Origin of the sequence: Variovorax sp. dw_308 (genome assembly GCF_019207085.1) — a bacterium.
Taxonomy (GTDB): domain Bacteria; phylum Pseudomonadota; class Gammaproteobacteria; order Burkholderiales; family Burkholderiaceae_C; genus Variovorax.
Genome location: NZ_JAATOM010000021.1, coordinates 1 through 23473 on the forward strand (window position 1 = coordinate 1; position 23473 = coordinate 23473).

20 protein-coding genes and 1 pseudogene are annotated in these 23473 nt (G+C 65.6%); 17 read left to right on the top strand and 4 right to left on the bottom strand.

What is annotated here, in order from left to right; all coding sequences use genetic code 11:
• A pseudogene (locus HCU76_RS28275) lies at window positions 1–271 on the bottom strand (hypothetical protein); the annotation flags it as partial.
• Between the two features lie 125 nt (window positions 272–396).
• Here HCU76_RS28275 and HCU76_RS28280 point away from each other — a divergent pair.
• Genes HCU76_RS28280 through HCU76_RS28300 form a run of 5 tightly spaced genes read left to right on the top strand, consistent with a single transcriptional unit; the run spans window position 397 to window position 6020 of the window.
• Window positions 397–1443 carry a fumarylacetoacetate hydrolase family protein gene (locus HCU76_RS28280; protein WP_218511180.1) on the top strand — a complete coding sequence of 349 codons (1047 nt, stop codon included), beginning with the start codon at window positions 397–399 and terminating at the stop codon, window positions 1441–1443.
• Window positions 1430–2989 carry a class I SAM-dependent DNA methyltransferase gene (locus HCU76_RS28285; protein ID WP_218511181.1) on the top strand — a complete coding sequence of 520 codons (1560 nt, stop codon included), beginning with the start codon at window positions 1430–1432 and terminating at the stop codon, window positions 2987–2989. Before HCU76_RS28280 ends, HCU76_RS28285 begins: the two co-directional genes overlap by 14 nt.
• Window positions 2986–4098 (top strand): restriction endonuclease subunit S, encoded by a 1113-nt coding sequence (locus HCU76_RS37325; RefSeq protein WP_218511182.1) that lies wholly within the window; start codon window positions 2986–2988, stop codon window positions 4096–4098. Before HCU76_RS28285 ends, HCU76_RS37325 begins: the two co-directional genes overlap by 4 nt.
• A 28-nt stretch (window positions 4099–4126) precedes the next feature.
• Window positions 4127–5407, top strand: a complete 1281-nt coding sequence (locus tag HCU76_RS28295; protein ID WP_218511183.1) for an AAA family ATPase — start codon at window positions 4127–4129, stop codon at window positions 5405–5407.
• 4 nt (window positions 5408–5411) lie between these two features.
• On the top strand, window positions 5412–6020 hold the full coding sequence (locus HCU76_RS28300; RefSeq protein ID WP_218511184.1) for a hypothetical protein: 609 nt from the start codon (window positions 5412–5414) through the stop codon (window positions 6018–6020).
• A 26-nt stretch (window positions 6021–6046) separates the two neighbouring features.
• Here HCU76_RS28300 and fic read toward each other — a convergent pair whose 3' ends face one another.
• The gene (gene fic / locus HCU76_RS28305) at window positions 6047–7177 is read right to left on the bottom strand and encodes a protein adenylyltransferase Fic (protein ID WP_218511218.1); all 1131 of its coding nucleotides are present in this window, start codon (window positions 7175–7177) and stop codon (window positions 6047–6049) included.
• 376 nt (window positions 7178–7553) lie between these two features.
• Here fic and HCU76_RS28310 point away from each other — a divergent pair, with 376 nt between their 5' ends.
• On the top strand, window positions 7554–7808 hold the full coding sequence (locus HCU76_RS28310; protein WP_218511185.1) for a helix-turn-helix domain-containing protein: 255 nt from the start codon (window positions 7554–7556) through the stop codon (window positions 7806–7808).
• 84 nt (window positions 7809–7892) lie between these two features.
• Entirely contained in the window at window positions 7893–11354 is a 3462-nt protein-coding gene (locus tag HCU76_RS28315) for a DEAD/DEAH box helicase family protein (protein ID WP_218511186.1), read from the top strand.
• On the opposite strand, the gene HCU76_RS28320 is transcribed toward HCU76_RS28315, so the two are convergent.
• Complete coding sequence (locus HCU76_RS28320; RefSeq protein ID WP_213958288.1) at window positions 11341–12135, bottom strand: LuxR C-terminal-related transcriptional regulator; 795 nt, start codon at window positions 12133–12135, stop codon at window positions 11341–11343. The two genes, HCU76_RS28315 and HCU76_RS28320, sit on opposite strands and share 14 nt — an antisense overlap.
• A 78-nt stretch (window positions 12136–12213) precedes the next feature.
• Between HCU76_RS28320 and HCU76_RS28325 the strand changes: the two genes are divergently transcribed.
• From HCU76_RS28325 to HCU76_RS28350, 6 genes are all read left to right on the top strand, one after another.
• Window positions 12214–12738 (top strand): VOC family protein, encoded by a 525-nt coding sequence (locus HCU76_RS28325; protein WP_213958287.1) that lies wholly within the window; start codon window positions 12214–12216, stop codon window positions 12736–12738.
• Complete coding sequence (locus HCU76_RS28330; RefSeq protein WP_213958286.1) at window positions 12731–13855, top strand: alpha/beta hydrolase; 1125 nt, start codon at window positions 12731–12733, stop codon at window positions 13853–13855. The genes HCU76_RS28325 and HCU76_RS28330 overlap by 8 nt, the downstream gene beginning before the upstream one ends.
• Before the next feature lie 10 nt (window positions 13856–13865).
• Window positions 13866–15611: an FAD-dependent monooxygenase gene (locus HCU76_RS28335; protein ID WP_213958285.1), complete on the top strand. Its 1746-nt coding sequence runs from the start codon at window positions 13866–13868 to the stop codon at window positions 15609–15611.
• Entirely contained in the window at window positions 15608–15868 is a 261-nt protein-coding gene (locus tag HCU76_RS28340) for a hypothetical protein (RefSeq protein ID WP_213958284.1), read from the top strand. The genes HCU76_RS28335 and HCU76_RS28340 overlap by 4 nt, the downstream gene beginning before the upstream one ends.
• A gap of 2 nt (window positions 15869–15870) precedes the next feature.
• Window positions 15871–16845: a tripartite tricarboxylate transporter substrate binding protein gene (locus HCU76_RS28345; protein ID WP_213958305.1), complete on the top strand. Its 975-nt coding sequence runs from the start codon at window positions 15871–15873 to the stop codon at window positions 16843–16845.
• Between the two features lie 342 nt (window positions 16846–17187).
• The gene (locus HCU76_RS28350; protein WP_213958283.1) at window positions 17188–17949 is read left to right on the top strand and encodes a M48 family metalloprotease; all 762 of its coding nucleotides are present in this window, start codon (window positions 17188–17190) and stop codon (window positions 17947–17949) included.
• 11 nt (window positions 17950–17960) lie between these two features.
• Here the strand turns inward: HCU76_RS28350 and HCU76_RS28355 are convergent, their stop codons facing one another.
• The gene (locus HCU76_RS28355; RefSeq protein WP_213958282.1) at window positions 17961–18374 is read right to left on the bottom strand and encodes a VOC family protein; all 414 of its coding nucleotides are present in this window, start codon (window positions 18372–18374) and stop codon (window positions 17961–17963) included.
• 37 nt (window positions 18375–18411) lie between these two features.
• Between HCU76_RS28355 and HCU76_RS28360 the strand changes: the two genes are divergently transcribed.
• From HCU76_RS28360 to HCU76_RS28375, 4 genes are all read left to right on the top strand, one after another.
• Window positions 18412–19659 carry a cystathionine gamma-synthase family protein gene (locus HCU76_RS28360; RefSeq protein WP_213958281.1) on the top strand — a complete coding sequence of 416 codons (1248 nt, stop codon included), beginning with the start codon at window positions 18412–18414 and terminating at the stop codon, window positions 19657–19659.
• Window positions 19656–20648, top strand: a complete 993-nt coding sequence (locus HCU76_RS28365) for a TraB/GumN family protein (protein WP_213958280.1) — start codon at window positions 19656–19658, stop codon at window positions 20646–20648. The genes HCU76_RS28360 and HCU76_RS28365 overlap by 4 nt, the downstream gene beginning before the upstream one ends.
• Window positions 20649–20658: 10 nt before the next feature.
• Window positions 20659–21030 (top strand): DUF2946 family protein, encoded by a 372-nt coding sequence (locus HCU76_RS28370; protein WP_213958279.1) that lies wholly within the window; start codon window positions 20659–20661, stop codon window positions 21028–21030.
• Window positions 21031–21110: 80 nt separating this feature from the next.
• Complete coding sequence (locus HCU76_RS28375; protein ID WP_218511187.1) at window positions 21111–23462, top strand: TonB-dependent receptor; 2352 nt, start codon at window positions 21111–21113, stop codon at window positions 23460–23462.
• Window positions 23463–23473 lie beyond the last annotated feature (11 nt).

Consider the following 23473-nt stretch of genomic DNA (forward strand, 5'->3'; position numbering starts at 1 on the left):
CGCGCGGCAGCGGCCGGGGCGGACTTGCCGCGGCGGGGGCGGGCGCTTCGGCCTTGGCTGGCGGGGGCGTGATGACGATGGTGCGCGTGATGAACTTGTTCTCGAGCGGCAACTGCTCCGGCCCGACGCCGGTCGGAATCAGCCCCAGCACCACCAGATGCGCCGCCAGCACCCCGAGCGTCAACAACGCGAGCATTCGCCGCGCGTGGTGCGACCCATCCGCCGGCGAGGAAGCGGCATCGGCGTTGCGCGGCGGCGGCAAGGGCGTCATGGCGGGGTGGAAAGGCGGGCGGGGCACCCAGCGCCGTGGGGGTACATCGGTACACTGCCGCCCGTTCAATCAGTTTAGTAGAGCGATGCCGAGCGGGATCCGTTCCGCATCGTCTCGCACACGCCATGAAACTTGCCACCTACAAAGACGGTTCGCGCGACGGCCAATTGGTCGTCGTTTCGCGCGATCTCGGCACCGCGCACTACGCCACCGGCATCGCCAACCGCCTGCAGGAGGTGCTGGACGACTGGGGCTTCCTGAGCCCGCAGTTGCAGGACATGAGCGAACGCCTGAACGCCGGGCGCGCGCGCCACGCTTTCCCGTTCGACCCGGCCCGATGCATGGCCCCGCTCCCGCGCGCCTACCAGTGGGCCGACGGCTCGGCCTACATCAACCACGTCGAGCTGGTGCGCAAGGCGCGCAACGCCGAGGTGCCCGAGAGCTTCTACACCGACCCGCTGATGTACCAGGGCGGCAGCGACGACTTCATCGGGCCGTGCGACCCGGTCGTGGTCGCGAGCGAGGCTTTCGGCATCGACTTCGAGGCCGAGATCGCCGTCATCACGGGCGACGTGAGGATGGGCGCGAGCGCCGAGCAATCGCTGGACGGCATCCGGTTGCTGATGCTCGCCAACGACGTGAGCCTGCGCAACCTGATCCCGGCCGAACTGGCCAAGGGCTTCGGCTTCTTCCAGAGCAAGCCGGCGACGGCGTTCAGCCCGGTGGCCGTGACGCCGGATGAACTGGGCGAGGCATGGATCGGCGGCCGCGTGCACCTGACGCTGCAGAGCACCTGGAACGGCCGCAAGGTCGGGCTGTGCGATGCGGGCGATGAGATGACCTTCCACTTCGGCCAGCTTATCGCGCACATCGCGAAGACGCGCAACGTGCGTGCCGGCAGCATCGTCGGCAGCGGCACGGTGAGCAACAAGGGCGTGGAGAAGAACGGAAAGATGGACTGGCCCAAGGGCTATTCGTGCATCGCGGAGAAGCGCTGCATCGAGACGATCCTGGACGGGCAGCCGACGACGGAGTTCATGAAGTTCGGGGACACGATCCGGATCGAGATGAAGGGGAGGGACGGGTTGTCGGTGTTCGGGGCGATCGAGCAGGAGATCGTGGCGCCGCAATTAATGGAAATTAATAAGAAGGAAATCGATGCTCACCGGTGAACTGAAGAACAAGGTCGACCAGGTCTGGAACGCCTTCTGGTCCGGCGGCATCGCCAACCCGCTGGAAGTCATCGAGCAGATCACCTACCTGCTGTTCCTGCGCGCGCTCGACAGCGACCAGACGCTCGAAGAAAAGAAGGCCGCCCGCTTCAAGACGCAGCCCGTGCGCATCTACCCCGAAGGCAAGGACGCCAAGGGCCGCAGCTTTGAGGACCTGCGCTGGTCGCACTTCAAGAACTTCGCGCCGGCCGACATGTTCACCGTGCTCAGCGAACACGTCTTTCCGTTCCTGCGCGGCCTGCATGCATCCGAAGGCGAGGCGGCCACCTCCGCCTTTGCGCACCACATGCGCGACGCGCGCTTCACCATCCCCACGCCCGCGCTGCTGGCCCGGGTGGTCGACCTGCTCGACGGCATCGCCATGGACGACCGCGACACCAAGGGCGACCTGTACGAATACATGCTCGGCAAGATCGCCTCGGCCGGGCAGAACGGACAGTTCCGCACGCCGCGCCACATCATCCAGTTGATGGTGGCCCTGACCGCGCCCACGCCGCAGGACACCATCTGCGACCCGGCCAGCGGCACCTGCGGCTACCTCGTCGCCGCCGGCGAATACCTGCGCGACCACCACCCCGAGATGCTGCGCGACGAGAAGCTGAAAGCGCACTTTCACCAGGAGATGTTCCACGGCTACGACTTCGACAACACCATGCTGCGCATCGGCAGCATGAACATGCTGCTGCACGGCGTGGAGCACCCGGCCATCGCCTACCGCGACTCGCTGGCGCAGGACCATTCGGACGATGCAGGCGCCTACAGCCTGATCCTGGCCAACCCGCCCTTTGCCGGCAGCCTCGACTACGAGAACACCGCCAAGGACCTGCAGCAGATCGTCAAGACCAAGAAGACCGAACTGCTGTTTCTGGCGCTCTTCCTGCGCCTCCTCAAGACCGGCGGACGCGCGGCGGTGATCGTGCCCGATGGCGTGCTGTTCGGCAGCAGCAAGGCGCACAAGGAACTGCGCCGCAAGCTGGTCGAGGAGCAGAAGCTCGACGCCGTCATCAGCCTGCCCGGCGGCGTGTTCAAGCCTTACGCCGGTGTGAGTACCGCGATCCTGCTGTTCACCAAGACGATGAGCGGCGGCACCGACCACGTGTGGTTCTACGACATGCAGGCGGACGGTTGGAGCCTGGACGACAAGCGGCAGCCGCTATTGGCCGAGGACAAGCTGGGGCTGAAGCCGGTGGCGCAAGGGGTGGGTCTGAGCGATGCCGAGCATGTGAAGAACAACCTGCCGGATGCGCTGGCGCGGTGGGGGGAGCGGGATGGGACGGAGCGGCATCGGATGCGTACGCATCAGAGTTTTTGTGTGGCCAAGGCGGACATCGAAGCCAATGGCTATGACCTGAGTTTGAATCGGTATCGGGAGGTGGTGCATGCGGAGGTGGTGCATCGGAAGCCGGCGGAGATCATTGCGGAGTTGAGGCGGTTGGAGGCCGAAATTGCCAATGGGACCAAGGCGCTTGAGGAACTACTGGCGTGAGTGAGGATTGCACGCCCTGGCCGCAAGTTGCTCTTGGCGACTTTTGCGAATTCAAGTACGGCAAAAGCCTTCCTGAGGCCATGCGTTCTGGGGGCGCCGTACCGGTCTATGGATCAAACGGGGTAGTGGGAAGTCATGACATTGCGATCACGATGGGGCCTACGATCGTCGTGGGTCGAAAAGGCTCCTATGGCGAGGTGAATTTTTCGCCAGTCGCTTGTTGGCCGATTGACACCACTTACTACATCGACAAGACGGCGACAGATGTGGATCTTGCGTGGTTGCGGCATACCCTTGTCGGACTCGGGCTCAACACGATGAACAAGGCGGCGGCAGTGCCGGGGCTCAATCGTGACGACGCCTATCGAGCCCGATTGGTGCGGCCTCCACTCCTCGAACAACGCCGCATCGCCGCCATCCTCGACCAAGCCGAAACCCTCCGAGCCCAACGCCGCGCGGCCATCGCCCAACTCGACAGCCTCGGGCGGGCTATCTTTCTGGAGATGTTTGGGGATGTTGTCGGCAATCCGAAAACGTTCCCGAAAATGCCATTGGCTTCGTTCTCAACGATCTCAACGGGAAGTACGCCTGGCAGAGAAAATGGGGCTTACTTCGGTGGCACTATTCCCTGGGTCAAGACGACTGAAGTTTGTGGGGAAGAAATTGCGTTCACTGAGGAAATGCTCACGCAGGAAGGATTGAAAGCAATCCGCGGAAAGTTGCATCCAGTTGGTTCGATCGCGGTCGCAATGTATGGCCAAGGTCAAACGCGAGGGCGATGTGGATTGCTTTCGATCAGTGCGGCCACGAATCAAGCGTGTGGAGTCATTTACCCGAGCGAATCACATGAGCCGACGTTTCTGTTTGCGCAGTTAAAGCTTTCCTATGAGCGATTGAGGGCACTTGGACGAGGCGGCAACCAAGAGAACTTAAATCTTCAATTGCTCGGTGGATTTGAGGTGCTGTTGCCTTCCCTCCAAATGCAGCGGGAATTTCTTCTCAGAAGTAGCTCACTTGATTTTCTCAAGGCTTCCCATCGCGCCGCCCTCACGAAACTCGACGAACTTTTCGCTTCCCTGCAGCACCGCGCCTTCCGCGGCGAGCTATAGATTCAGCTCAACCTGAGACACTCCGTCGATGTTCTCGCGCATCCAAACCCGCCACTACCGCAGCCTGAAGGCAGTGGATCAAGCGCTTGGCCCGATCCAGGCGTTGGTCGGCCCGAATGCCAGCGGCAAGACGACCTTTCTGGATGTCATTGGTTTGCTGAGTGATCTGGTTCGAAGGCGTGGCGATGTCCGTGGGACGGTGCTTTCCCGCAGTCCGTCTTTCGACAAGCTGGTGTGGCAAGGTGGCGCGGAGGGACGCTCCACACGCTCAGCGTTTCAGCTTGCGGTCGAGGCCCCAATCCCTTCAGCCGTGCATGCACGCATGGATGCGGAGTACCAGCGGTTCACGCTCGTCAGGTACGAGCTTGAAATCGGATTCGACACCCGGAGCAATGAACTAACCGTGGATCACGAAACACTCTGGCTTCGCGAGCCTTATGTTGATGTGGTGTCTCAGCGCAACCTGTTTCCCGAAGCGCCGCACGATGCGCCTGCGATATTCCTCAAGCCGCAACAGAAGTCCGCCAAGACCGTTGTGAAAAAGGTGGCTGGGGGCAACGACAACTACTACCCCGAGGGCGCCAAGTCGACCTACGCACCGTCGTTCAAGCTGGGCCGCGCCAAGCTTGCGCTTGCCAATGTGCCGGCCGATGAAGCCAGCTTCCCGGTCAGTTCATGGTTTCGGGACCTGTTGGAGACCGGGGTGCAAAACGTCGTTCTCAACAGCCAGACGATACGGCAGGCGAGTCCGCCAGGGCTGGGGTCGCGATTCCAGACCGATGGCTCCAACCTGCCGTGGGTGATTGCGGAACTTCGCAAGGACGCGAAGCGCTTTGCCGGATGGCTCGATCACGTGAGAACGGCGCTCGAAGATGTTGCGGACATTGACACGGTCGAGCGCGAGGACGATCGCCATCGCTATCTGGTGATCAAGTACTCAACGGGGGCGATCGTCCCGTCGTGGCTGGTGTCGGATGGGACCCTTCGACTGTTGGCGTTGACGATTCCGGCCTATCTCCCCGACTTGAATGGCGTGTTGCTGATCGAGGAGCCGGAGAACGGAATCCATCCGCGCGCCATCGAGACGGTGATCCAGTCGCTGTCGTCCATCTACGACGGGCAGGTCCTGATTGCGACGCACAGTCCGGTGGCGTTGAACCTGCTGGACCCGGCGCAGGTCCTGTGCTTTGCCAAGGATCATTCGGGCGCGACCGACATCGTGTCCGGAGACAAGCATCCGGCGCTGCGGCAATGGCGGGAAGGCCGGCCCGATCTCGGGGTTCTATTTGCCGCAGGCATCCTGAGTTAGTCGCATGCAAGACCTCGTGGTGTTGGTTGCGGACAAGAACGCGCAGTTCGCCTTGCGTGGGGCGTTGCAGCGGCATGCCGCATTGGGCATTCGCCAGATCAGTTTCGACTTCAGGACCCATCCCGGGCGCGACGGCGGCGTCAGGACTTCGGGTCCGGATGTGTTGGCGGGCGAGGCGAGCAGGTTCAGTCACGCCCTGCTCGTGATGGACCATGAAGGCTGCGGTCAGCCGGACGTTCCGGCATTGGAAATCGAAGCGGCTCTGGATGCGCGGCTGCAATCCGTATGGGGATCACGTGGGAGGGCGATCGTCATCGATCCGGAGGTTGACGCGTGGGTCTGGGGAAGCGACAACGCCATGCGTGAGGTCCTGAGTTGGCCGATGGACGAGCCCATCCGGGATTGGCTTCGCGGGCGGGGATTCGCGTTCGACGCGAACGGCAAGCCGCATCGACCCAAAGAGGCACTGGACGCCATGCGGCCGATCCACAAGCAGCCGCGGTCCTCGGCGCTTTACGAGAACGTGACGCGGAAAATCAGCCTCCAGAACTGCACCGATCTGGCGTTCCTGCGGCTGCGGGCTCAATTGAACGAATGGTTTGTTCCCGCCTGAGATCGGCGTCGTTGAGGTCGGGCACTTCAACCGTACTTCGCAAACCCATTCCCGTCCCGCATCAGCAACTGCATCAACTTGGGATGCACGAACAGCTTTTCCCGTCCTGCCTGCGTTTCGCTCAGCACGCCCAGCGTGGCCAGACTCTTGAGGTGAACTGAAGCCGCCTGCCGGCCGGCGAGCCCCTTGTCCACCAGGTTGCCGATACGGCAATACGGCTGTTCGAAGATCGTCTCGATCAGTTCGCGGCTGTAGATCTTGGGCAGCTTCTCGCGCACGTACTCGGTGGTGTGCTCGGCCAGGGTGCGGATGGCGGCGATCTTTTGAGTGGTCCAGCGGGCAGTGTCTTCCACCGCGCGCAGCATGTAGAGCACCCATGCCTCCCATCCTTCGGGTGATTGCAGGCGCGTGACGTCCTGCAGCAGGCGGTAGTAGTCGGCCTTGTTCGCAATGATGTAGCGGCTGAGGTACAGCACGGGGAGCGCCAGCAGCTGTTCCTGGATGAGCACGAGGATGTTGATGACGCGGCCCGTGCGGCCGTTGCCATCGGTGAAGGGGTGGATGGCTTCGAACTGGTAGTGCCCCACGGCCATGCGGATGAGGGGGTCGAGGTCGGTTGTCTCGTGCAGGAAGCGCTCCCAGTTGGCAAGCAGCTTGCGCAGCAGGGCCTCGCCTTCGGGCGGGGTGTAGATGCTTTCGCCGCGGCGTTCGTTCATCAGTTGGGTACCTGGCGTTTTGCGGATGTCCATCTCCACGCCCTTGATGGCCGTGCAGATTTCCACCGCCGTCGAGGTGCAAAGCGGGCGGCGGCTCAGGGACTGGAAGCCTTGATGCAAGGCGGTGCGGTAGCGCAGCGCCTCCTTGGTGGCCGGATCGGCTTGGTTGTCGTGGCCGTCGGCATGCCGGAACAGCTTGTCGGTGGTGGTGACGATGTTCTCGATCTCGGAGCTGTCCTTGGCTTCCAGCAAGGGAATGATGTTGATGAGGACAGTCGGGTTGGGAATCAACTCGGTGGCCTGCTTGAGTTCCGCCAACGCAGCCCGCGCCGTGATGCACTGCTTGAGGATCGGCTTGCTTTCGAGGTCGGTTGCCGGGGGGAGGAGGGGCAGGGCGTCGTAGGGGCGATCTGCTTGCCAAATCGTGGCGGGAGACGTCATGTTGTCGAAAAGCTGTTTTGGCGACATGTTTGGAGCATATGTCGCGCCAAGCGACACGTCAATGAAACGTGTTGCGATTTCTCGATTTTGGCGACGCGTTTTCCGGACATGTCGTTCCGCGCGACATGCGCAGCTAACGTGTCGCATTTCTTCGGGTTTCGCAACGCATGACTTGTCCAACATCGGGTAAAGGGCTCTTTAGAACTCTTTAGAAAAAGAAAAACGCCTTTGAAAACAATCGCTTATAAAACATGGGGATGATTTCGAGGACGTGACTCAACCTGCTTTAGCGGCACATACGAAAATTTGCTCCCAACGGGTCAAAAAGCAAGCATTTGCCCAATGGACGGGCTAAACTGACCCTGTAAGGTCAAAAATGCTGCTCAACTACGACCTCCTCCCGCACCTTGCCTCGCGCCTGACGGCCGAGCGCAAGCGCCAGGGTTTGTCTCGTAATCAAGCGGCGGCGGTGTGCAATGTCAGCCCGTCCTTTATCCGGGATGCGGAAAGCGACCCCGCGCGCTGTTCGTTCGGGCGCTTGCTGCAACTCGCGAACGGCCTCGGCCTTTCGTTAACTGTTTCGGGATGGTCTGGAGAAGGCTCCAGCGACACAGCCGATGCGCAGGACTGAACCCATATACCTGCGTGCCCGTCACATGGACGCCATCCGCCGCCATGTGACAGGCAGCCTTTCATATGGACCTGGAGCAAACCGTTGAGCACTTCGAATTTCAGCTTTCTCCAAGCCGAATGGCCCGAGCTTTACAACGAAGCCGTCCGCGCCGAGCGCGCCGCGTTGTCCGACCCGCGCACCGCCTGCTTCTACGCCCGCCGCACGCTCGAACTCATCGTCGTCTGGCTCTTCCAGGCCGAGGGCGGACGCGGCGGCAGCTTGCGGATGCCGTACAAGCCCGACCTGTCGGCCTTCCTCTACGAGCCGAGCTTCCAGCAGCTGGTCGGCCCGCCGTTGCACGCCAAGATGGACGTGATCCGCAAGTTGGGCAACAACGCGGTGCACAACGCCCGGCCGGTGGCGGCGCAGGATGCGACCTCGGCTGTGCGCGAGCTGTTCCACGTCGCGTTCTGGCTGGCCCGCCACTACGCGCGCAACGTCGCGGCACGGCCGCAAGCCAGCGTGCAGTTCAACCCGGCGCTGCTGCCGAAGCCGGTCAATGACGATGCCTTGCAACGGCAACAGGCCGCCACCCAAGCCGCTCAAGTCGCAGCGCAGGAGGCGTTGCAGAAGCAGGCCGAAGCATTGGCCGAACGCGACGCCGCCTTGCGCGCGGCCGAGCAACGCAGCGCCACGCTCGATGCAGAACTGGCCGCACTGCGCGCCCAAGTCGCAGCCGCCAAGTCCGTCAACGCCGCGCTGCCCGACGTGCAAGACGCACACGACTACAACGAGGCCGCCACCCGCGACCTGTTCATCGATCTGCTGCTGAAAGAAGCCGGCTGGACACTCGCGGACAAGCGCGAGCGTGAATACGAAGTCAGCGGCATGCCCAACCAGCAGGCCAAGGGCTTCATCGACTACGTGCTGTGGGGCGACGACGGAAAGCCCTTGGCCATCGTCGAAGCCAAGCGCACCCACCGCAGTGCCAAGGAGGGCGAGCAGCAGGCCAAGCTGTACGCCGATTGCCTCGAAGCGCAGTTCGGTCAGCGTCCCGTGATGTACGGCACCAACGGCTACGAGCACTGGCTGTGGGACGACGCCATGAGCCCGCCGCGCGCGGTGCAGGGCTTCCACAAGAAGGACGAGCTGCAGCTGATGGTGCAGCGCCGCGCCAGCCGTAAGCCAATCGCCAAGACCACCATCGACGACGCCATCGTCGAGCGCCACTATCAGCACCGCGCCATCCGCCGCATCGGCGAGACCTTCGAGCGCGACCTGCACCGCAAGGCGCTGGTGGTAATGGCGACCGGCGCCGGCAAGACGCGCACGGTGATCGCGCTGGTCGACCTGCTGATGCGCAGCAACTGGTGCAAGCGCGTGCTGTTCCTGGCCGACCGCGTGGCGCTGGTCAACCAGGCGGTGGGCGAGTTCAAGAAGCACCTGCCCGCGTCCTCGCCGGTGAACCTCGTCACCGATAAGAACACCGAGGGCCGCGTCTACGTCTGCACCTACCCGACGATGATGGGCCTGATCAACAGCGCGACGGTGGGCACGCGGCGCTTCGGCATCGGCTACTTCGACCTGATCGTGGTGGACGAGGCGCACCGCTCCATCTACCAGAAGTACCGCGCGATCTTTTCGTATTTCGATGCGCTGCTGGTCGGCCTGACCGCCACGCCCAAGGACGAGATCGACCGCAACACCTACAGCCTGTTCGACCTGGAAAGCGGCGTGCCCACGGACGCCTACGGCCTCGACGACGCGATCGCCGAAGGCTTCCTGGTGCCGCCCAAGGCCATCTCGGTGCCGCTCAAGTTCCAGCGCCAGGGCATCCGCTACGACGACCTGAGCGAGGACGAGAAGGACCAGTGGGACGCGCTCGAATGGGACGAGGACGGCACCGAGGCGCCCGAAGAAGTGAGCGCCGAGGCGGTGAACAAATGGCTGTTCAACATCGACACCGTCGACAAGGTGCTGGAGTTGCTGATGACGCGCGGCCACAAGGTGGCGGGCGGCGACCGCATCGGCAAGACCATCGTCTTCGCCAAGAACCAGCGGCATGCGGAGTTCATCGCCGGGCGCTTCGATGCCAACTACCCTCAGTACAACGGCAGCTACGCTCGAATCATCACCTTCAAGACCGAATACGCGCAGTCGCTCATCGACGACTTTTCGCAGAAGGACAAGGCGCCGCACATCGCCATCTCGGTCGACATGCTGGACACGGGCATCGATGTGCCCGAAGTGCTGAACCTGGTGTTCTTCAAGATCGTGCGGTCCAAGGCCAAGTTCTGGCAGATGGTCGGGCGCGGCACACGCTTGTGCAGGGACCTGTTCGCGCCGGACCAGGACAAGAAGGACTTCCTGATCTTCGATTTCTGCCAGAACCTCGAATACTTCAGCCAGGACCTGGAAAGCACTGATGGCGCGATGAGCGAGCCGCTCGGGCAGAGACTGTTCAAGGCACGCATCGAACTGGTCGGCGAACTGGACAAGCGACCCCATGCCGCAGGCGACGAGGTGATCGATTCCCCCTACCTGACCGAATCGCGCATCCGCAAGGACACCGCTGCCGCGCTGCACGAGATCGTGGCGGGCATGCGTCTCGACAATTTCGTCGTGCGCCCGCAGCGCCGCTGGGTGGAAGCCTGGACCGACGTGAAGGCATGGGAGCGGCCGACAACCGACCAACTGGAAGAAGCGGCGCAGCACCTGTCGGGTTTGCCGACCACCGTGCGTGATGACGACGAGGACGCCAAGCGCTTCGACCTGTTGATGCTGCGTACGCAACTGGCGAGCCTGCGTGCGGAGCCAGAATTCGAGCGCCTGCAAAAGCAGGTGTGCCAGATCGCGGGCGGCCTGCTCGAACTCACGAGCATTCCAGCCGTGCGCGAACAGTTGCCCTTGATCGAAGCGGTGGCCGGCGAAGAATGGTGGGAAGGCGTGACGCTGCCGATGCTGGAGCAGGCACGTCGCAAGCTGCGCGCGCTGGTCAAGCTGCTGGAGAAGACACGCCGCAAGGTGGTCTACACCGATTTCGACGACGAACTTGGCGAGCTGACCGAGATCGACTTGCCGACCGTGTCGAGCGCCGTCGACTTCGAGCGTTTTCGCAGCAAGGCCAAGGCGTTCCTGCGGGCCCATGAAGATCGACTGGCACTGCACAAGCTGCGCCGCAACCAGCCGTTGACCAAGGCCGACCTGGGCGAACTCGACAGTTTGCTGCACGAAGCCGGCGGCACCGATGGCGACATCGAACGTGCACGCGAACTGCACAAGAGCCTGCCCGCTTTCGTGCGTTCTCTGGTTGGCCTCGACCGCGAGGCTGTGGCCCAGGCTTTCGCGCACCTGATCGCAGGCACTACTGCGACCGCGAGCCAGCTCCAATTCATCGACGAGGTGGTTCACTGCCTGACCGAAGACGGCGCGATGCCGGCGCAGCGGCTCTACCAGTCGCCCTTCACCGATATCCATTCGCAAGGCCCCGACGGCGTGTTCGCGCCCGGCAAGGTGGACGAACTGTTCGCGGCGCTCGACGGCCTCGAACTCAAGACCGCCTGAACTCGTCGCGCATCAGCAAGTCCTTCAGGCTCGCGATGCCCAGCCTTCGAAAAGCGCGGTATTGGTGGGTGCGCGCCGTGCTCAGTTCGACATCCATCTCGCGCGCAGCTTCCTTCGCCGTTCGCCCGGCGAGCAGGTGGTCGATGACTGCGCGCTCGCGCACGCTCAGCGACAACAACCTCGACGACGCTGCGCCCAAGGCGCGCGGCGTGGCCGCCCCCACCAACCCCCGGCTGTGCGCCGCCGTCGCCTCCGCGAGCAATGCCGCATGCGCCGCGATCGCATCGAAGTCCGCCTCGACGAACTCCGGCAGCGCCAGGCTCCGATAGAAGCTCACCGCCGCGCGCTGCCCGCCCGGCAACAGCAGCAGCACCGAAGTGCGCTCTCGAATCCCCACGTCCCCGTAGCAGGCCGCGCGATACGCCGGGTCGGCCACCTCGTCCGCATGCTGGTGGCTCAACCAGAGTTGCGCCTGCTTCGGCAGCTTGCGCGCCGAAAGCCAGACCATGTTGGGGTCGAGCAGGTCGAAGCGGTTCTCGATGTAGCGCTCCGACGTCTGGAAGGCCGCATCGCCGTAGTTGCTGGCGGTCGACACGGTCACCACACGGCCGTTGGCCCCGAGCGCGAACACGGTGCAGAAGGTGAGCGGCAACACCTTCTGCATCGCCGCCAGGAAGCCGTCCGCCAGGTGCGGGGTGCCGATGCCCGCGACGATGCCGACGGCCACCGTCGCCGACACGGATTCGGGCTGGGTCGAAGGGTGGATGCGGCGGCGCTTCATCGTCGAACGGCTAGGGTAAACACTTCATACAAAGTTACGACACCCAGCACCGGACGCCATCGGGACAATCCCTCCACCATGACGCCCCCACCGCTCCACCCCATCCACGGCCTGCACCACTTCGCCTGGCGCTGCCGCGACGCCGAGGAAACCCGGCACTTCTACGAAGACGTCCTCGGCCTGCCGCTCACGCACGTGATCAAGAAGGACACGGTTCCTTCGACCGGCGAGCACTGCCCCTATGTCCACATCTTCTTCCGCATGGCCGACGGCTCGCACATGGCCTTCTTCGACCTCGGCGACGACACCGCCGCCGAGCCTTCGCCGAACACCCCTGGCTGGGTCAATCACATCGCGCTGCGCGTCGACTCCGACCAGGCGCTGGAGGACATGAAGGCGCGCCTGCAAGCCAACGGCGTGGAGGTCATCGGCGTGACCGACCACGACGGCTACATCCACTCGATCTACTTCTTCGACCCGAACGGCTTCCGCCTCGAACTCACGACCGAACTCGCCACGCAAGGCGAACTCGACGGCTACAAGCGCGACGCCCATGCCGCGCTCGCCGTCTGGACGACCGAACGAAAGGCCGCCCGTGCCTGATCTCGAACTCGTCGTCATCGACGTCCAGCCGGGCGTCGTCATGGAAAGCCAGTCGGGCCTGCAGGCACTGCGCCCGCGCATCTTCGGTTCCCTCATGCGGCCGAAGGGGCAGGGCACCGGCACCGCTGCGATCGTGATGCACCCGACCAGCAACTTCATGGGCCACTACCTGCTGGAGCCGCTGGCCGCTCGCGGTATTGCATGCATGGGCCTCAACTCGCGCTACGCCGGCAACGACACCATGCTGCTCATGGAGACGGTGCTGCAGGACCTCGGCGCTGGCGTGAAATGGCTGCGTGCGCAGGGTTACAAGAAGGTCGTGCTGATCGGCAATTCGGGCGGCGCGGCGCTGTCGTCGTTCTACCAGTCGCAGGCCGAATCGCTCACCGCCACCCACTTCGTCGACGGCTTGCCCACGCACCTGTCATCTGCCGACATGCCGCCGGTCGACGGCCTGATGCTGTCGGCCGCGCATCCGGGCCGTTCGCGCCTGCTCGCCGAGTGGCTCGATCCTTCGGTCATCGAGGAGGCCGATCCACTCGCCACCGATCCGGCCTTCGACCTGTATGCGACGAAGGAACCGGTGCCGTTCAAGGCCGACTTCGTGGCGCAATTCCGTCAAGCCCAACTGGCCCGCCGCGACCGCATCGAGGCCTGGGTGTGGGCCCGGCTGCGCATGCTGCGCGGCACGCCCGGCGCGCCATCGGACCAGACATTCCTGGTCTACCGCACGCACAGCGACCCGCGCTTCCTCGACATCTCGCTCGACGCCAACGATCGCCCGGTCGGCTCGATCTGGGGCGATGCGCGCACCGTCAACTACGCGGCCAACGCGATGGGCCGCTTCAACACGCTGCGTTCGTGGCTGTCGCAATGGTCGTCGGGCTCGCAGGCCGATGGTCCGGCTTGCCTCGCACGCACGTCGGTGCCGGTCCTGCTCATGACGCACACCGCCGACGGTTCGACCTTCCCCAGCACCGCCGCGCTGTGGCGCGAGGCGGGCGGCAACCGATTGACCGAAGTGGCGGTGAAGGGCGGTAATCACTACCTCGCCGGCCAGCCTGACCTGGTCAAGCAATCGGTCGACGCGATGGAAGCGTGGCTGAAGAACGTCTGAGGTCTTCCCGATGAACACCGAAAACCATCCTTCCGCACAAGCCGGCGACGCGGCCTCGGGGCCGGTGCCGCCCGCGCCCTACCTCGACCTGCCGCCGTCGGTCGGCGATTTCCACTACACCCGCTTCGCGCCCTGGACGCCGCCGCTCGAAAACGGCATGGAGCCCGGCCGCCATCCGGTCATCATTGCCGGCGGCGGACCGGTCGGCATGGCGCTGGCGCTCGGGCTGGCCAACCACGGCGTGCGCAGCGTGATCCTCGAAGCCGACGACACCGTCTGCGTCGGCAGCCGCGCCGCCTGCATCTCGCGCCGCAGCCTGGAGATCATCGAACGCCTGGGCGCGCTGCCGGCTTTCCTGGCCAAGGGCCTGCCATGGACGGGCGGACGCAGCTTCTACAAGCAGGACGAGGTGTTCCGCTTCGAGATGCCGCACGACGACACGCAGAAGCTGCCGCCGATGATCAACCTGGAGCAGTACTACATCGAGCAATATTTGCTCGACGCCATCGTCCGCCGCAACGCGGCGACGCCGGGACTCATCGACATCCGCTGGGGCACCGAACTGGTGGCGCTCGCGCAGGACGATGCCGGCGTCACCGTCGAAGTGCGCAATGCCGATGGCGGCTATGCGCTGCACGGCCAGTGGCTGGCGGCCTGCGATGGCGGCCAGAGCAGCGTGCGCAAGGCGCTCGGCCTGGAGTTGCACGGCACCGGCTACGAAGGCCGCTACGTCATCATCGACATCGAACTCAAGAGCAAGCACCCCACCGAGCGCCGCGCCTGGTTCGACCCGCCGTGGAACCCCGGCTCCACCGTGCTGATGCACCGCCAGCCCGACGACATCTGGCGTATCGACTACCAGTTGCGCGCCGGCCAGAGCACGGAGGAGGCGCTCAAACCCGAGGCCGTCACGGACTTCGTGCAGCGGCACCTCGAAGCCATCGGCGAGGGCGACCTGCCCTGGCACACGGTCTGGACTTCCGTCTACCGCGCCGGTGCGATGACGCTCGACAACTACCGCCACGGCCACATCCTGTTCGCCGGCAACGCGGCGCATGCGATGCCGATCTTCGGTGTGCGCGGGCTCAACTCGGGCTTCGACGATGCCGACAACCTCGCATGGAAGCTGGCGCTGGTGGCGCGCGGCGTGTCGGCGCCGACGCTGCTGGCCAGCTATTCGGAGGAGCGCATCGCGGCTTTCCACATCAACGCGGAGAGCGCGATGCGCAGCACCGAGTTCATGTCGCCGCCCTCGCGCGGATTCGACCTGCTGCGCGAGGCTGCGCTGTCGCTGTCCGGCAAGCATCGCGAGATCGCGAACCTGATCAACCCGCGCCAGACGCAGGCCGTGCGCTACGACGATTCGGCCCTGTCGAGCGACAGCGAAGACTTGCCCACAGGACCCAGGACCGGCGAGGTGATGCCCGAGCAACAGCTCGGCCCATCGCTACACCTGACCGACCTCCTGACGAAGCCAGGCTTCACGCTGCTCGTGCTGCAAGCCGACGGCGCCACGGCCGACGCAACACTCGACATCGAGACCCACAACCTGCCACTGGTGCGTCACAAGCTGCGCCGCACCGACGACACGGCAGCCGCCTTCGCCGCCCTCGGAGCCGGCGAGGCCGGCGCGGTCTACCTGCTGCGCCCCGACGGCCACGTCGCCGCGCGCTGGCGCGATCCGTCGCCCGGCGCCATCTCGCAGGCCCTGGCGCGCGCAGCCAACGCGCGTGCCGACATCCTGGAAACGACATGACGACCACTGCCACATTGCCCGCCGAAGCGCGCGACCGCCTCTACGCCCAATGCGCACGCGCCATCACCGAAGCCGGCACGCCGCGCGAATCGCTGTTCCTCGCACGGCTCGCGCTGCTGCTGTTCGAGCAGGTCGGCGACGAGGCGCGCTGCAGCCAGGCGCTCGCCGACGCGCTGCACGACCTGCCGATGCCTTCGTTGTCAGAATCCCTTTCCCTTTCGACTCCCGTTCCCTCATCCCCGGAGACCACGACTTGAACATCCAACGCAGAACCCTCCTCACCGGCCTGGCAGCCGCTGGCGCCACCACGCTCGCACCGTGGGCGCACGCGCAGAACTATCCCGACCAGGTCATCAAGTGGGTGGTGCCTTATCCGGCGGGGGGCGGCACCGATGTCATCGCGCGCACGCTCTCCGAAGCCATGCGCGTACCGCTGGGCCAGTCCATCGTCATCGACAACCGCCCCGGCGCGTCGACCAACATCGGCGCCGACATCGTCGCCAAGAGCAAGCCCGACGGCTACACCATCATGTCGGCCGACAACGCCGTGCTGGCCTTCAACGAGTTCCTGTTCAGCAAGCTGCCTTTCAACCCGGAGAAGGACTTCAGCTACATCGGCGCGATCGGCCGCTTTCCGCTGGCGCTGGTGGTCAATCCAGCCTTCCCCGCGAAGGACTTCAAGGAGTTCCTGGCCAATGCCAAAGCCAACCCAGGGCAGCTCAACTACGCCTCGCCCGGCAACGGCTCGCCGCACCATCTCGCGATGGAGATGTTCAAGCACCGCACCGGCACCTTCATCACGCACATCCCGTACCGCGGCGCCGCGCCGGCCATGGCCGATGTGATGGGCGGCCAGGTGCCCTGCATGTTCCTCGACCTGGCCTCCGGCCTGTCGATCATGCAGAGCGGCAAGGTGCGCGTGCTGGCGATCGGCTCGGCCCAGCGCAGCAAGCTGTTGCCCAACGTGCCGACACTGGCCGAAGTGGGCGTGCCCAACACCGAGGTGTTCGCGTTCCAGGGCGTGCTCGGGCCGGCCGGCCTGCCCGCGCCGGTCGTGACCCGGCTCAACGCCGAACTCAACAAGTCCTTCGGCAACCCCGCCGTGCAGAAGCGCTTCGAGGACTTCGGCATGGAACCGCTGCCGGGCACGCCGGCCCAGTTCGCCGCCCTCGCGCGCGCCGAAGCGAATCGCTGGGGCCCGATCATCAAGGCCCAGGGCATCAAGCTGGACTGAAGGCGCGAAGCCTTCTACTGCGGCCAACCGATCTGGGGCCTGCGGTGGTGGCTCCGGCATGACAAGCGCTTCGCGCAGTTGTCAGCCTCTGCCGCAACTTCGTTGTCACCGTACTGGGGTACGGTTCCGCTCCGCGGACCGGCCTCCCGGCAGGCGCCCTCGCTGCGAAATCTTCACGCCTTCGGAAGCCGGACTTAATCCCTCTCCCACCGCAAGGCTGGGACGAAGCCCTGCGCCGATCCCCTAAGATCGCCGCGCTGCCACAGCGGACATCCGATCCGCCGGGCAGCGGCAGGCCGGCACCGCCGCCTGTCATTCATCTACAAAGATCAGGGAGCTTCAATGCGTTTCGTACCTCTGGCTGCGGCTTTGGCCGCGGCCGTCGCCCTCGCGGGCTGCAAATCCGTCTCGAACATGGACACCAACGTCCTCATGGACGCGGGCGGCTCGGCCTACAAGGCCATGTCGCTGACGGATGCCGACGTCATCAACATGTCCAACGAGTCCTGCGGCGCCATGGACAAGCAGACCCAGGTCGCACCGGCCAGCAGCCAGTACACCCAGCGCCTGAACCGCGTGGTCCGCGCCATGCCCGACTCGGTGAACGGCAAGAAGGCCGACTACAAGGTCTACATGACGAAGGAAGTCAATGCCTGGGCCATGGCCAACGGCTGCATCCGCGTCTACAGCGGCCTGATGGACCTGATGAACGACGACGAACTGCGCGGCGTCATCGGCCACGAGATCGGCCACGTGGCGCTCGGCCACAGCAAGGGCGCCATGCAGGCCGCCGCAGCCACTTCCGCGGTGCGCGGTGCAGCCGGCGCGGCCGGTGGCGTCGTCGGCCAACTGTCGCAGTCGCAAGCCGGCGCACTGGCCGAGAAGTTCGTCAACGCACAGTTCTCGCAGTCGCAGGAAAGCACGGCGGACGATTATTCCTTCGACGTGCTGACCCAGCGCAAGCTGGAGCGCAAGGGCCTCGTCACCGCCTTCCAGAAGCTCGCGCAACTCGGCGGCGGTTCGGGCAGTTCGATGATGAGCTCGCACCCGCCATCGGCCGAGCGCGCCACGCGCATGCAGAAGCGGATCGACGCCGGCAAATAAGCCGCAACGGTCTACTTCTCGTAGACCGTCTCCAGCGAGCGAAACCCTTTCACCTCGATCGGATTGCCGAAGGGGTCGCGGAAGAACATGGTCCATTGCTCGCCCGGCTGGCCCTCGAAGCGAGCCTGCGGCTTCAGCACGAACTCCGTGCCGGCCGCCTCCAGCCGGTCGGCCATGGCGCGCCAGTCGGGCAGCGCGAGCGCCAGTCCGAAGTGCGGCATCGGCACCATCACGTCGCCCACGCGCCCGGTCGGTGCGGTGGCGAAGGGCTCGCCCAGGTGCAGCGAGATCTGGTGGCCGAAGAAATCGAAGTCGACCCAGGTGTCGGTGCTGCGGCCCTCGGTACAGCCCAGCAGGCCACCGTAGAAGCGGCGCGCGGCGTCGAGGTCGCGGACGTTGAAGGCAAGGTGAAATATGCTGTGCATCCGCGCAGCATAGCCGCGCCGTACCGACGGAACCACCATGACCACCGAAGACACCACCACGCCCGATCCCACCACCCGCCTCGTCCATGCGGACCGCCATTTCGGTGTAGAGCAGGGCGGCGTCCACATGGCGGTGCACACGTCGGTCCAGTACGGCTACGAGCGGGTGGAGGACCTCATCGGAGTCTTCCAGGGCACGCTCAAGGGCCGCTTCAACTATGCGCGCCAGGGCACGCCCACCACGGCGGCGCTGGAATCCAAGATCACGCAACTGGAAGAGGGCGTCGGCACCGTCTGCTTCGCCACCGGCATGGCGGCCGTCACGGCGGTGTTCTTCACCCTGCTGCGCGCCGGGGACCACCTGGTCGCGAGCCGCTACCTGTTCGGCAACACGCTGAGCCTGCTGGCCACGCTGCAGGGCCTGGGCGTCGGCGTGACGCTGGTCGACCCGACCTCGACGCAGGCGGTGGCCGACGCGGTCACGCCGGCCACGCGCATGGTGTTCGTCGAGACCATCGCCAACCCCGGCACGCAGATCCCCGACCTCGCCGGCATCGGCAAGTTGTGCAAGGAGCGCGGCCTGGTCTACGTGGTGGACAACACGATCAGCTCGCCCGCGCTGTTCCTGCCCAGGCGCGTGGACGCGAGCCTGTCGATCAACTCGCTGACCAAGACCATCGCCGGCCACGGCAACACGCTGGGCGGCGCGGTCACCGACACCGGGCTGTTCGACTGGACGCGCTACGACAACATCTTCGCCGGCTATCGTCAGGGCGACGTGAAGCAGTGGGGCCTGACGCAACTGCGCAAGAAGGCGCTGCGCGACATGGGCGGCACGCTGAGTTCGGACGCGGCGCATCGCATCTCGGTCGGCGCCGAAACGCTGTCGCTGCGCATCGCGCAGACCAGCGCGACGGCGCTGGCGCTGGCGAGCTTCCTCGAAAGCCATCCGGCCGTGGCCCGCGTCTACTACCCGATGCTGCCCTCGCATCCGCAGCATGCCTTCGCCAAGGCGTATTTCAGCGCCGGTTCCTGGCTGTTCTCCTTCGAGTTGCGTGATGCGGATGCCCTCGTTCCGGTGCTGAACAAGCTGCGATTGCCGATCAAGGCGACCGGGCTGGGCGACACGCGCACGCTGATCATTCCCGTCGCGCCGACGATCTTCTGGGAAATCGGTGCGGCCAAGCGTGCCGAAGTGGGCGTGGCCGAAGGCCTGATCCGCGTGTCGGTCGGGCTGGAGCGCGCCAGCGACCTCATCGCCGACTTCAAGGCGGCGCTGGCGTGATCCGGCAGTTCTTGCTGGTCGCGGCCTGCGCATTGTTCGCTTCGGCGCCCGCGGGGGCGGTGACGCCGGCGAAAGCACCGCCGCTCAAGGAGGCGCCCATCGTCTGCCCGCCGCCCGCGCAGGTGCCGACCTTCGTGCCCGGCGGCGCCGAACGCGCGGTGAAGCGTGCGCCCGACCGCGGCGTGCTGTGGCGCATCGAGCGCGATGGGCGCGTCTCCTGGCTCTACGGCACCTTGCACCTTGGCAAGGCTCCCTGGCTGTTCCCCGGCCCCAAGGTGACACAGGCCCTCGAGCAGAGCGACACCGTCGCGCTGGAGTTGGACCTGGGCGACCCGGAGACCTTGCGCACCTTGCTCTCTCCGCCCGATCCGGGTGCTGCCGCCCGCGTGCTAACGCCCGAACGCGTCCGCCGCATCGAGCGCCAGCGCGCCCTGGCCTGCGTGCCCAGCGAGCCGCAGCGCAAGCTGCGCCCGGTGATCCAGGTGGCGGCGCTGGGCTCGCTGTCGATGCGCGCGGATGGCCTGTACCCCGAGTTCGGCATCGAAGGGGTGCTGTCCGGCATCGCGCGCGGCGCCGGCAAGCCGGTGATCGCGCTCGAAACCGCGGGCGGCCAACTGCGGATGCTCGAAGGCGACTCCGAAGCGGAGCAGGCCGCGGACATCGACGATTCGCTGGAGGATCTGGAACGCGGCGAGGCGCGCGCCAGCACCATCGCGCTGGCCGACGCCTGGGCGCGCAGCGATGCCGCCCGGCTGGAGACCTACTTCCAGTGGTGCAAATGCGTGGACCGTCCCGACGACAAGCGCCGGATGCGGCGCTATCTCGACGACCGCAACCCCGCCCTGGCCGACGGCATCGCCACGCTGCACAAGCTCGGCCAGCGCGTGTTCGGGGCCGTTGGCGCCTTGCACATGGTCGGTCCCAATGGCCTGCCCGCCTTGATGGCGGCGCGCGGCTTCACCGTCACGCGGGTGGTGCCCGAGCCATAATCCTGCTCCCATGTTCCGCCTGCTCCGCCACACCCGCTCCCTCGCCCTTGTCGGTCGTGGCGTGCTGCTGTGGTTCATGCTGTCGATGGGCGCGGCGATCGCCTCGCCCATCGTGCATCCGCAGGCGGTGGAGCTGGTGTGTTCCAGCGCCGGCGCGATCAAGGCCGTGGTGCAGACCGACGACGGCGCGCAGGAACTCGGCGCCAGCCACATGGACTGCCCGCTGTGTGTGCTGACCGGCGCGCCGCCGCCCGCCGCGTCGCTGGCCAAGCTCCCCGTCATCCAGCCGCTGGGCCATGCAGCCCAGCCCATCCCCGCCGCGCGCCTTGCCGCGGCCACCCGTGCGCCGCTGCCGGCGCGCGGCCCTCCAGCTTCCTCCTGACTTGATCCAAGTCGCAGCCGCCCGTGCCACTGGTGCGGGCGCTGCCGGCCGTCCTGGCCATGAAGTTTCGGAGGAACACGATGAAAAGAACACGCACCGCCGTCGCAGTCGCCATGGCGTTTTCCGCGCCCGCCTGGGCGGACCACCAACTCGGAGAGGACAACACCGCCCGCATGCTCGGCACCATCACCGTGCCGGGCGGCCGGCCGACCTCGCTGCCGACGCAGATACCGACCGTCATCGAAGGCACCACGCGCGAGCAGATCGAGGCCACGGTCAACGCCACCGACGCCGAGGACGCGCTCAAGTACCTGCCCAGCCTGGTGGTGCGCAAGCGCTACATCGGCGACTTCAACCATGCCGTGCTGGCCACGCGCGCGTCCGGCACCGGCAACAGCGCGCGCTCGATGGTCTACGCCGACGGCATCCCGCTGTCCAACCTGCTGGGAAATGGCGCCACCTTCGCGCCGCGCTGGGGCATGGTGTCGCCGGAGGAGATCGAACGCGTCGACGTGCTCTACGGACCGTTCTCGGCGGCCTATCCGGGCAACTCGGTCGGTGCGGTGGTCGACTATGTGACGCGGATGCCGACCCAGTTCGAGGCGCACATCAAGCTGGGCGGCGCCTACAGCCAATTCGACCAGTACGACAGCCACTCGTCGCCCTCGGCCGACCAGCTGGACATGTCGCTCGGCGGGCGCAATGGCGACTGGTCCTGGTGGCTCAGCGCCAGCCGCACGCACAGCAAGGGACAGGCGCTGACCTTCGGCAACCGGCTGCTGAGCACGGGCACCGTCGGCAACGCGGGCGTGCCCGTCACCGGCGCCGTGCTCGACCTGAACCCGGGCAACCAGCCCTGGTGGCTGGTCGGCGGCGCCACGATCTACGACACCACGCAGGAGCAGGCCAAGCTCAAGCTGGCCTATGACTTCACACCCACCGTGCGCGCCACCTACGTGCTGGGCGCCTGGAACAACAGCACCTACGGCGCGGTCGACAGCTACCTGCGCGACCGCAACGGCCTTCCGGTGTATGGGGGCAGGGTGAACATCGGCGGCCGCGTCTACAACCTCGATTCGCCGAGCCCCGCGCTGGCGCCGACGCAGAACGACCTCACGCACACGATGCAGGGGCTGTCGGTCAAGAGCCATACCGGCGGTGTGTTCGACTGGGAGGTGTCCGGCAGCCTTTACGACTATGCCAAGGACACGTTGCGGACGCCGATCGTGCCGACCAGCCCGGGTGCGGCGCAGTCGACGCCGTACTGGCTCCCGCTTGGAACACCGACCACGCTCCTGGGCGCCCCCGGCCGCACCACCGACATGGACGGCACCGGCTGGAACACCCTCAAGCTCGCCGGCACCTGGCGGCCCACCGGCAGCGCCGAAGGCGTAGGCGCGCACGTGGTCGACTTCGGCGTGCAACAGGACACGGCGAAGCTGCGCACGCAGGTGAGCAACACCGGCGACTGGTTCTCCGGCCCCGCGCTCACGCCCTTCTCGCAGTTCAACGGCAACACGCGGCTGCAGTCGCTCTACGCACAGGACACGTGGCGCTTCGCCCCCGACTGGAAAACCACGCTCGGCCTGCGCTTCGAGGAATGGAAGGCCTACGGCGGCCAACTGGGCAATGCCACCACGCTGCTCGACTTCCGCGAGCGCAAGGACAGCGACATTTCGCCCAAGGCCGCCATTGCCTGGCAAGCCAACGGCGACTGGCTGCTCAAGGCCTCCGTCGGCCGCGCCGTCCGCTACCCGACCGTGAGCGAGCTCTACCAGGGCCAGATCCTCGGCAACACCATCGTCAACACCAATCCGCTGCTGAAGCCGGAAAAATCGTGGACTACCGAGCTGACCGCCGAGCGCGACACCCGCAACTGGGGCGTCGACGGCCTCGTGCGCGCCACGCTGTTCTTCGAGCGCACCCAGGACGCGCTCTACAGCCAGACCTCGGCCAACAACATCACCACCATCCAGAACGTCGATGCCATCCACACCAAGGGCCTGGAACTGGCGGCCAACGGCTACGACGTCGGGATCAAGGGCCTGGACCTGGGCGGCAGCCTCACGCTGGCCGATTCGGAGATCACCGCCAACACCGGCTTCCCGGCCAGCGTCGGCAAGCAGCAACCCCGGGTGCCGCGCGTACGCGCCGCGCTGCTGGCCACCTACCGGCCCGATGCCCGCTGGTCCTACAGCCTCGGCGCGCGCTACAGCGGCAAGCAATACGGCACGCTGGACAACAGCGACCCCAACGGCGCAACCTACACCGGCTTCAGCAAGTACTTCGTCGCGGACATCCGCGTGCGCTACCAAATCGACCGCCAGTGGAGCGCGGCCGTCGGCATCGACAACCTCAACGACAACAAGTACTGGGCCTTCCACCCGTACCCGCAACGCACCTTCGTGGCCGAACTGAAGTTCGACCTCTGACATTTCTCGCA

Excerpts from the sequence above, each read along its gene's own strand:
- HCU76_RS28280 (WP_218511180.1), top strand. The coding sequence starts at position 397 with ATGAAACTTGCCACCTACAAAGACGGTTCGCGCGACGGCCAATTGGTC.
- HCU76_RS28285 (WP_218511181.1), top strand. The coding sequence starts at position 1,430 with ATGCTCACCGGTGAACTGAAGAACAAGGTCGACCAGGTCTGGAACGCC.
- HCU76_RS28295 (WP_218511183.1), top strand. The coding sequence starts at position 4,127 with ATGTTCTCGCGCATCCAAACCCGCCACTACCGCAGCCTGAAGGCAGTG.
- HCU76_RS28300 (WP_218511184.1), top strand. The coding sequence starts at position 5,412 with ATGCAAGACCTCGTGGTGTTGGTTGCGGACAAGAACGCGCAGTTCGCC.
- fic (WP_218511218.1), bottom strand. The coding sequence starts at position 7,177 with ATGACGTCTCCCGCCACGATTTGGCAAGCAGATCGCCCCTACGACGCC.
- HCU76_RS28310 (WP_218511185.1), top strand. The coding sequence starts at position 7,554 with ATGCTGCTCAACTACGACCTCCTCCCGCACCTTGCCTCGCGCCTGACG.
- HCU76_RS28320 (WP_213958288.1), bottom strand. The coding sequence starts at position 12,135 with ATGAAGCGCCGCCGCATCCACCCTTCGACCCAGCCCGAATCCGTGTCG.
- HCU76_RS28325 (WP_213958287.1), top strand. The coding sequence starts at position 12,214 with ATGACGCCCCCACCGCTCCACCCCATCCACGGCCTGCACCACTTCGCC.
- HCU76_RS28335 (WP_213958285.1), top strand. The coding sequence starts at position 13,866 with ATGAACACCGAAAACCATCCTTCCGCACAAGCCGGCGACGCGGCCTCG.
- HCU76_RS28340 (WP_213958284.1), top strand. The coding sequence starts at position 15,608 with ATGACGACCACTGCCACATTGCCCGCCGAAGCGCGCGACCGCCTCTAC.
- HCU76_RS28350 (WP_213958283.1), top strand. The coding sequence starts at position 17,188 with ATGCGTTTCGTACCTCTGGCTGCGGCTTTGGCCGCGGCCGTCGCCCTC.
- HCU76_RS28355 (WP_213958282.1), bottom strand. The coding sequence starts at position 18,374 with ATGCACAGCATATTTCACCTTGCCTTCAACGTCCGCGACCTCGACGCC.
- HCU76_RS28360 (WP_213958281.1), top strand. The coding sequence starts at position 18,412 with ATGACCACCGAAGACACCACCACGCCCGATCCCACCACCCGCCTCGTC.
- HCU76_RS28370 (WP_213958279.1), top strand. The coding sequence starts at position 20,659 with ATGTTCCGCCTGCTCCGCCACACCCGCTCCCTCGCCCTTGTCGGTCGT.
- HCU76_RS28375 (WP_218511187.1), top strand. The coding sequence starts at position 21,111 with ATGAAAAGAACACGCACCGCCGTCGCAGTCGCCATGGCGTTTTCCGCG.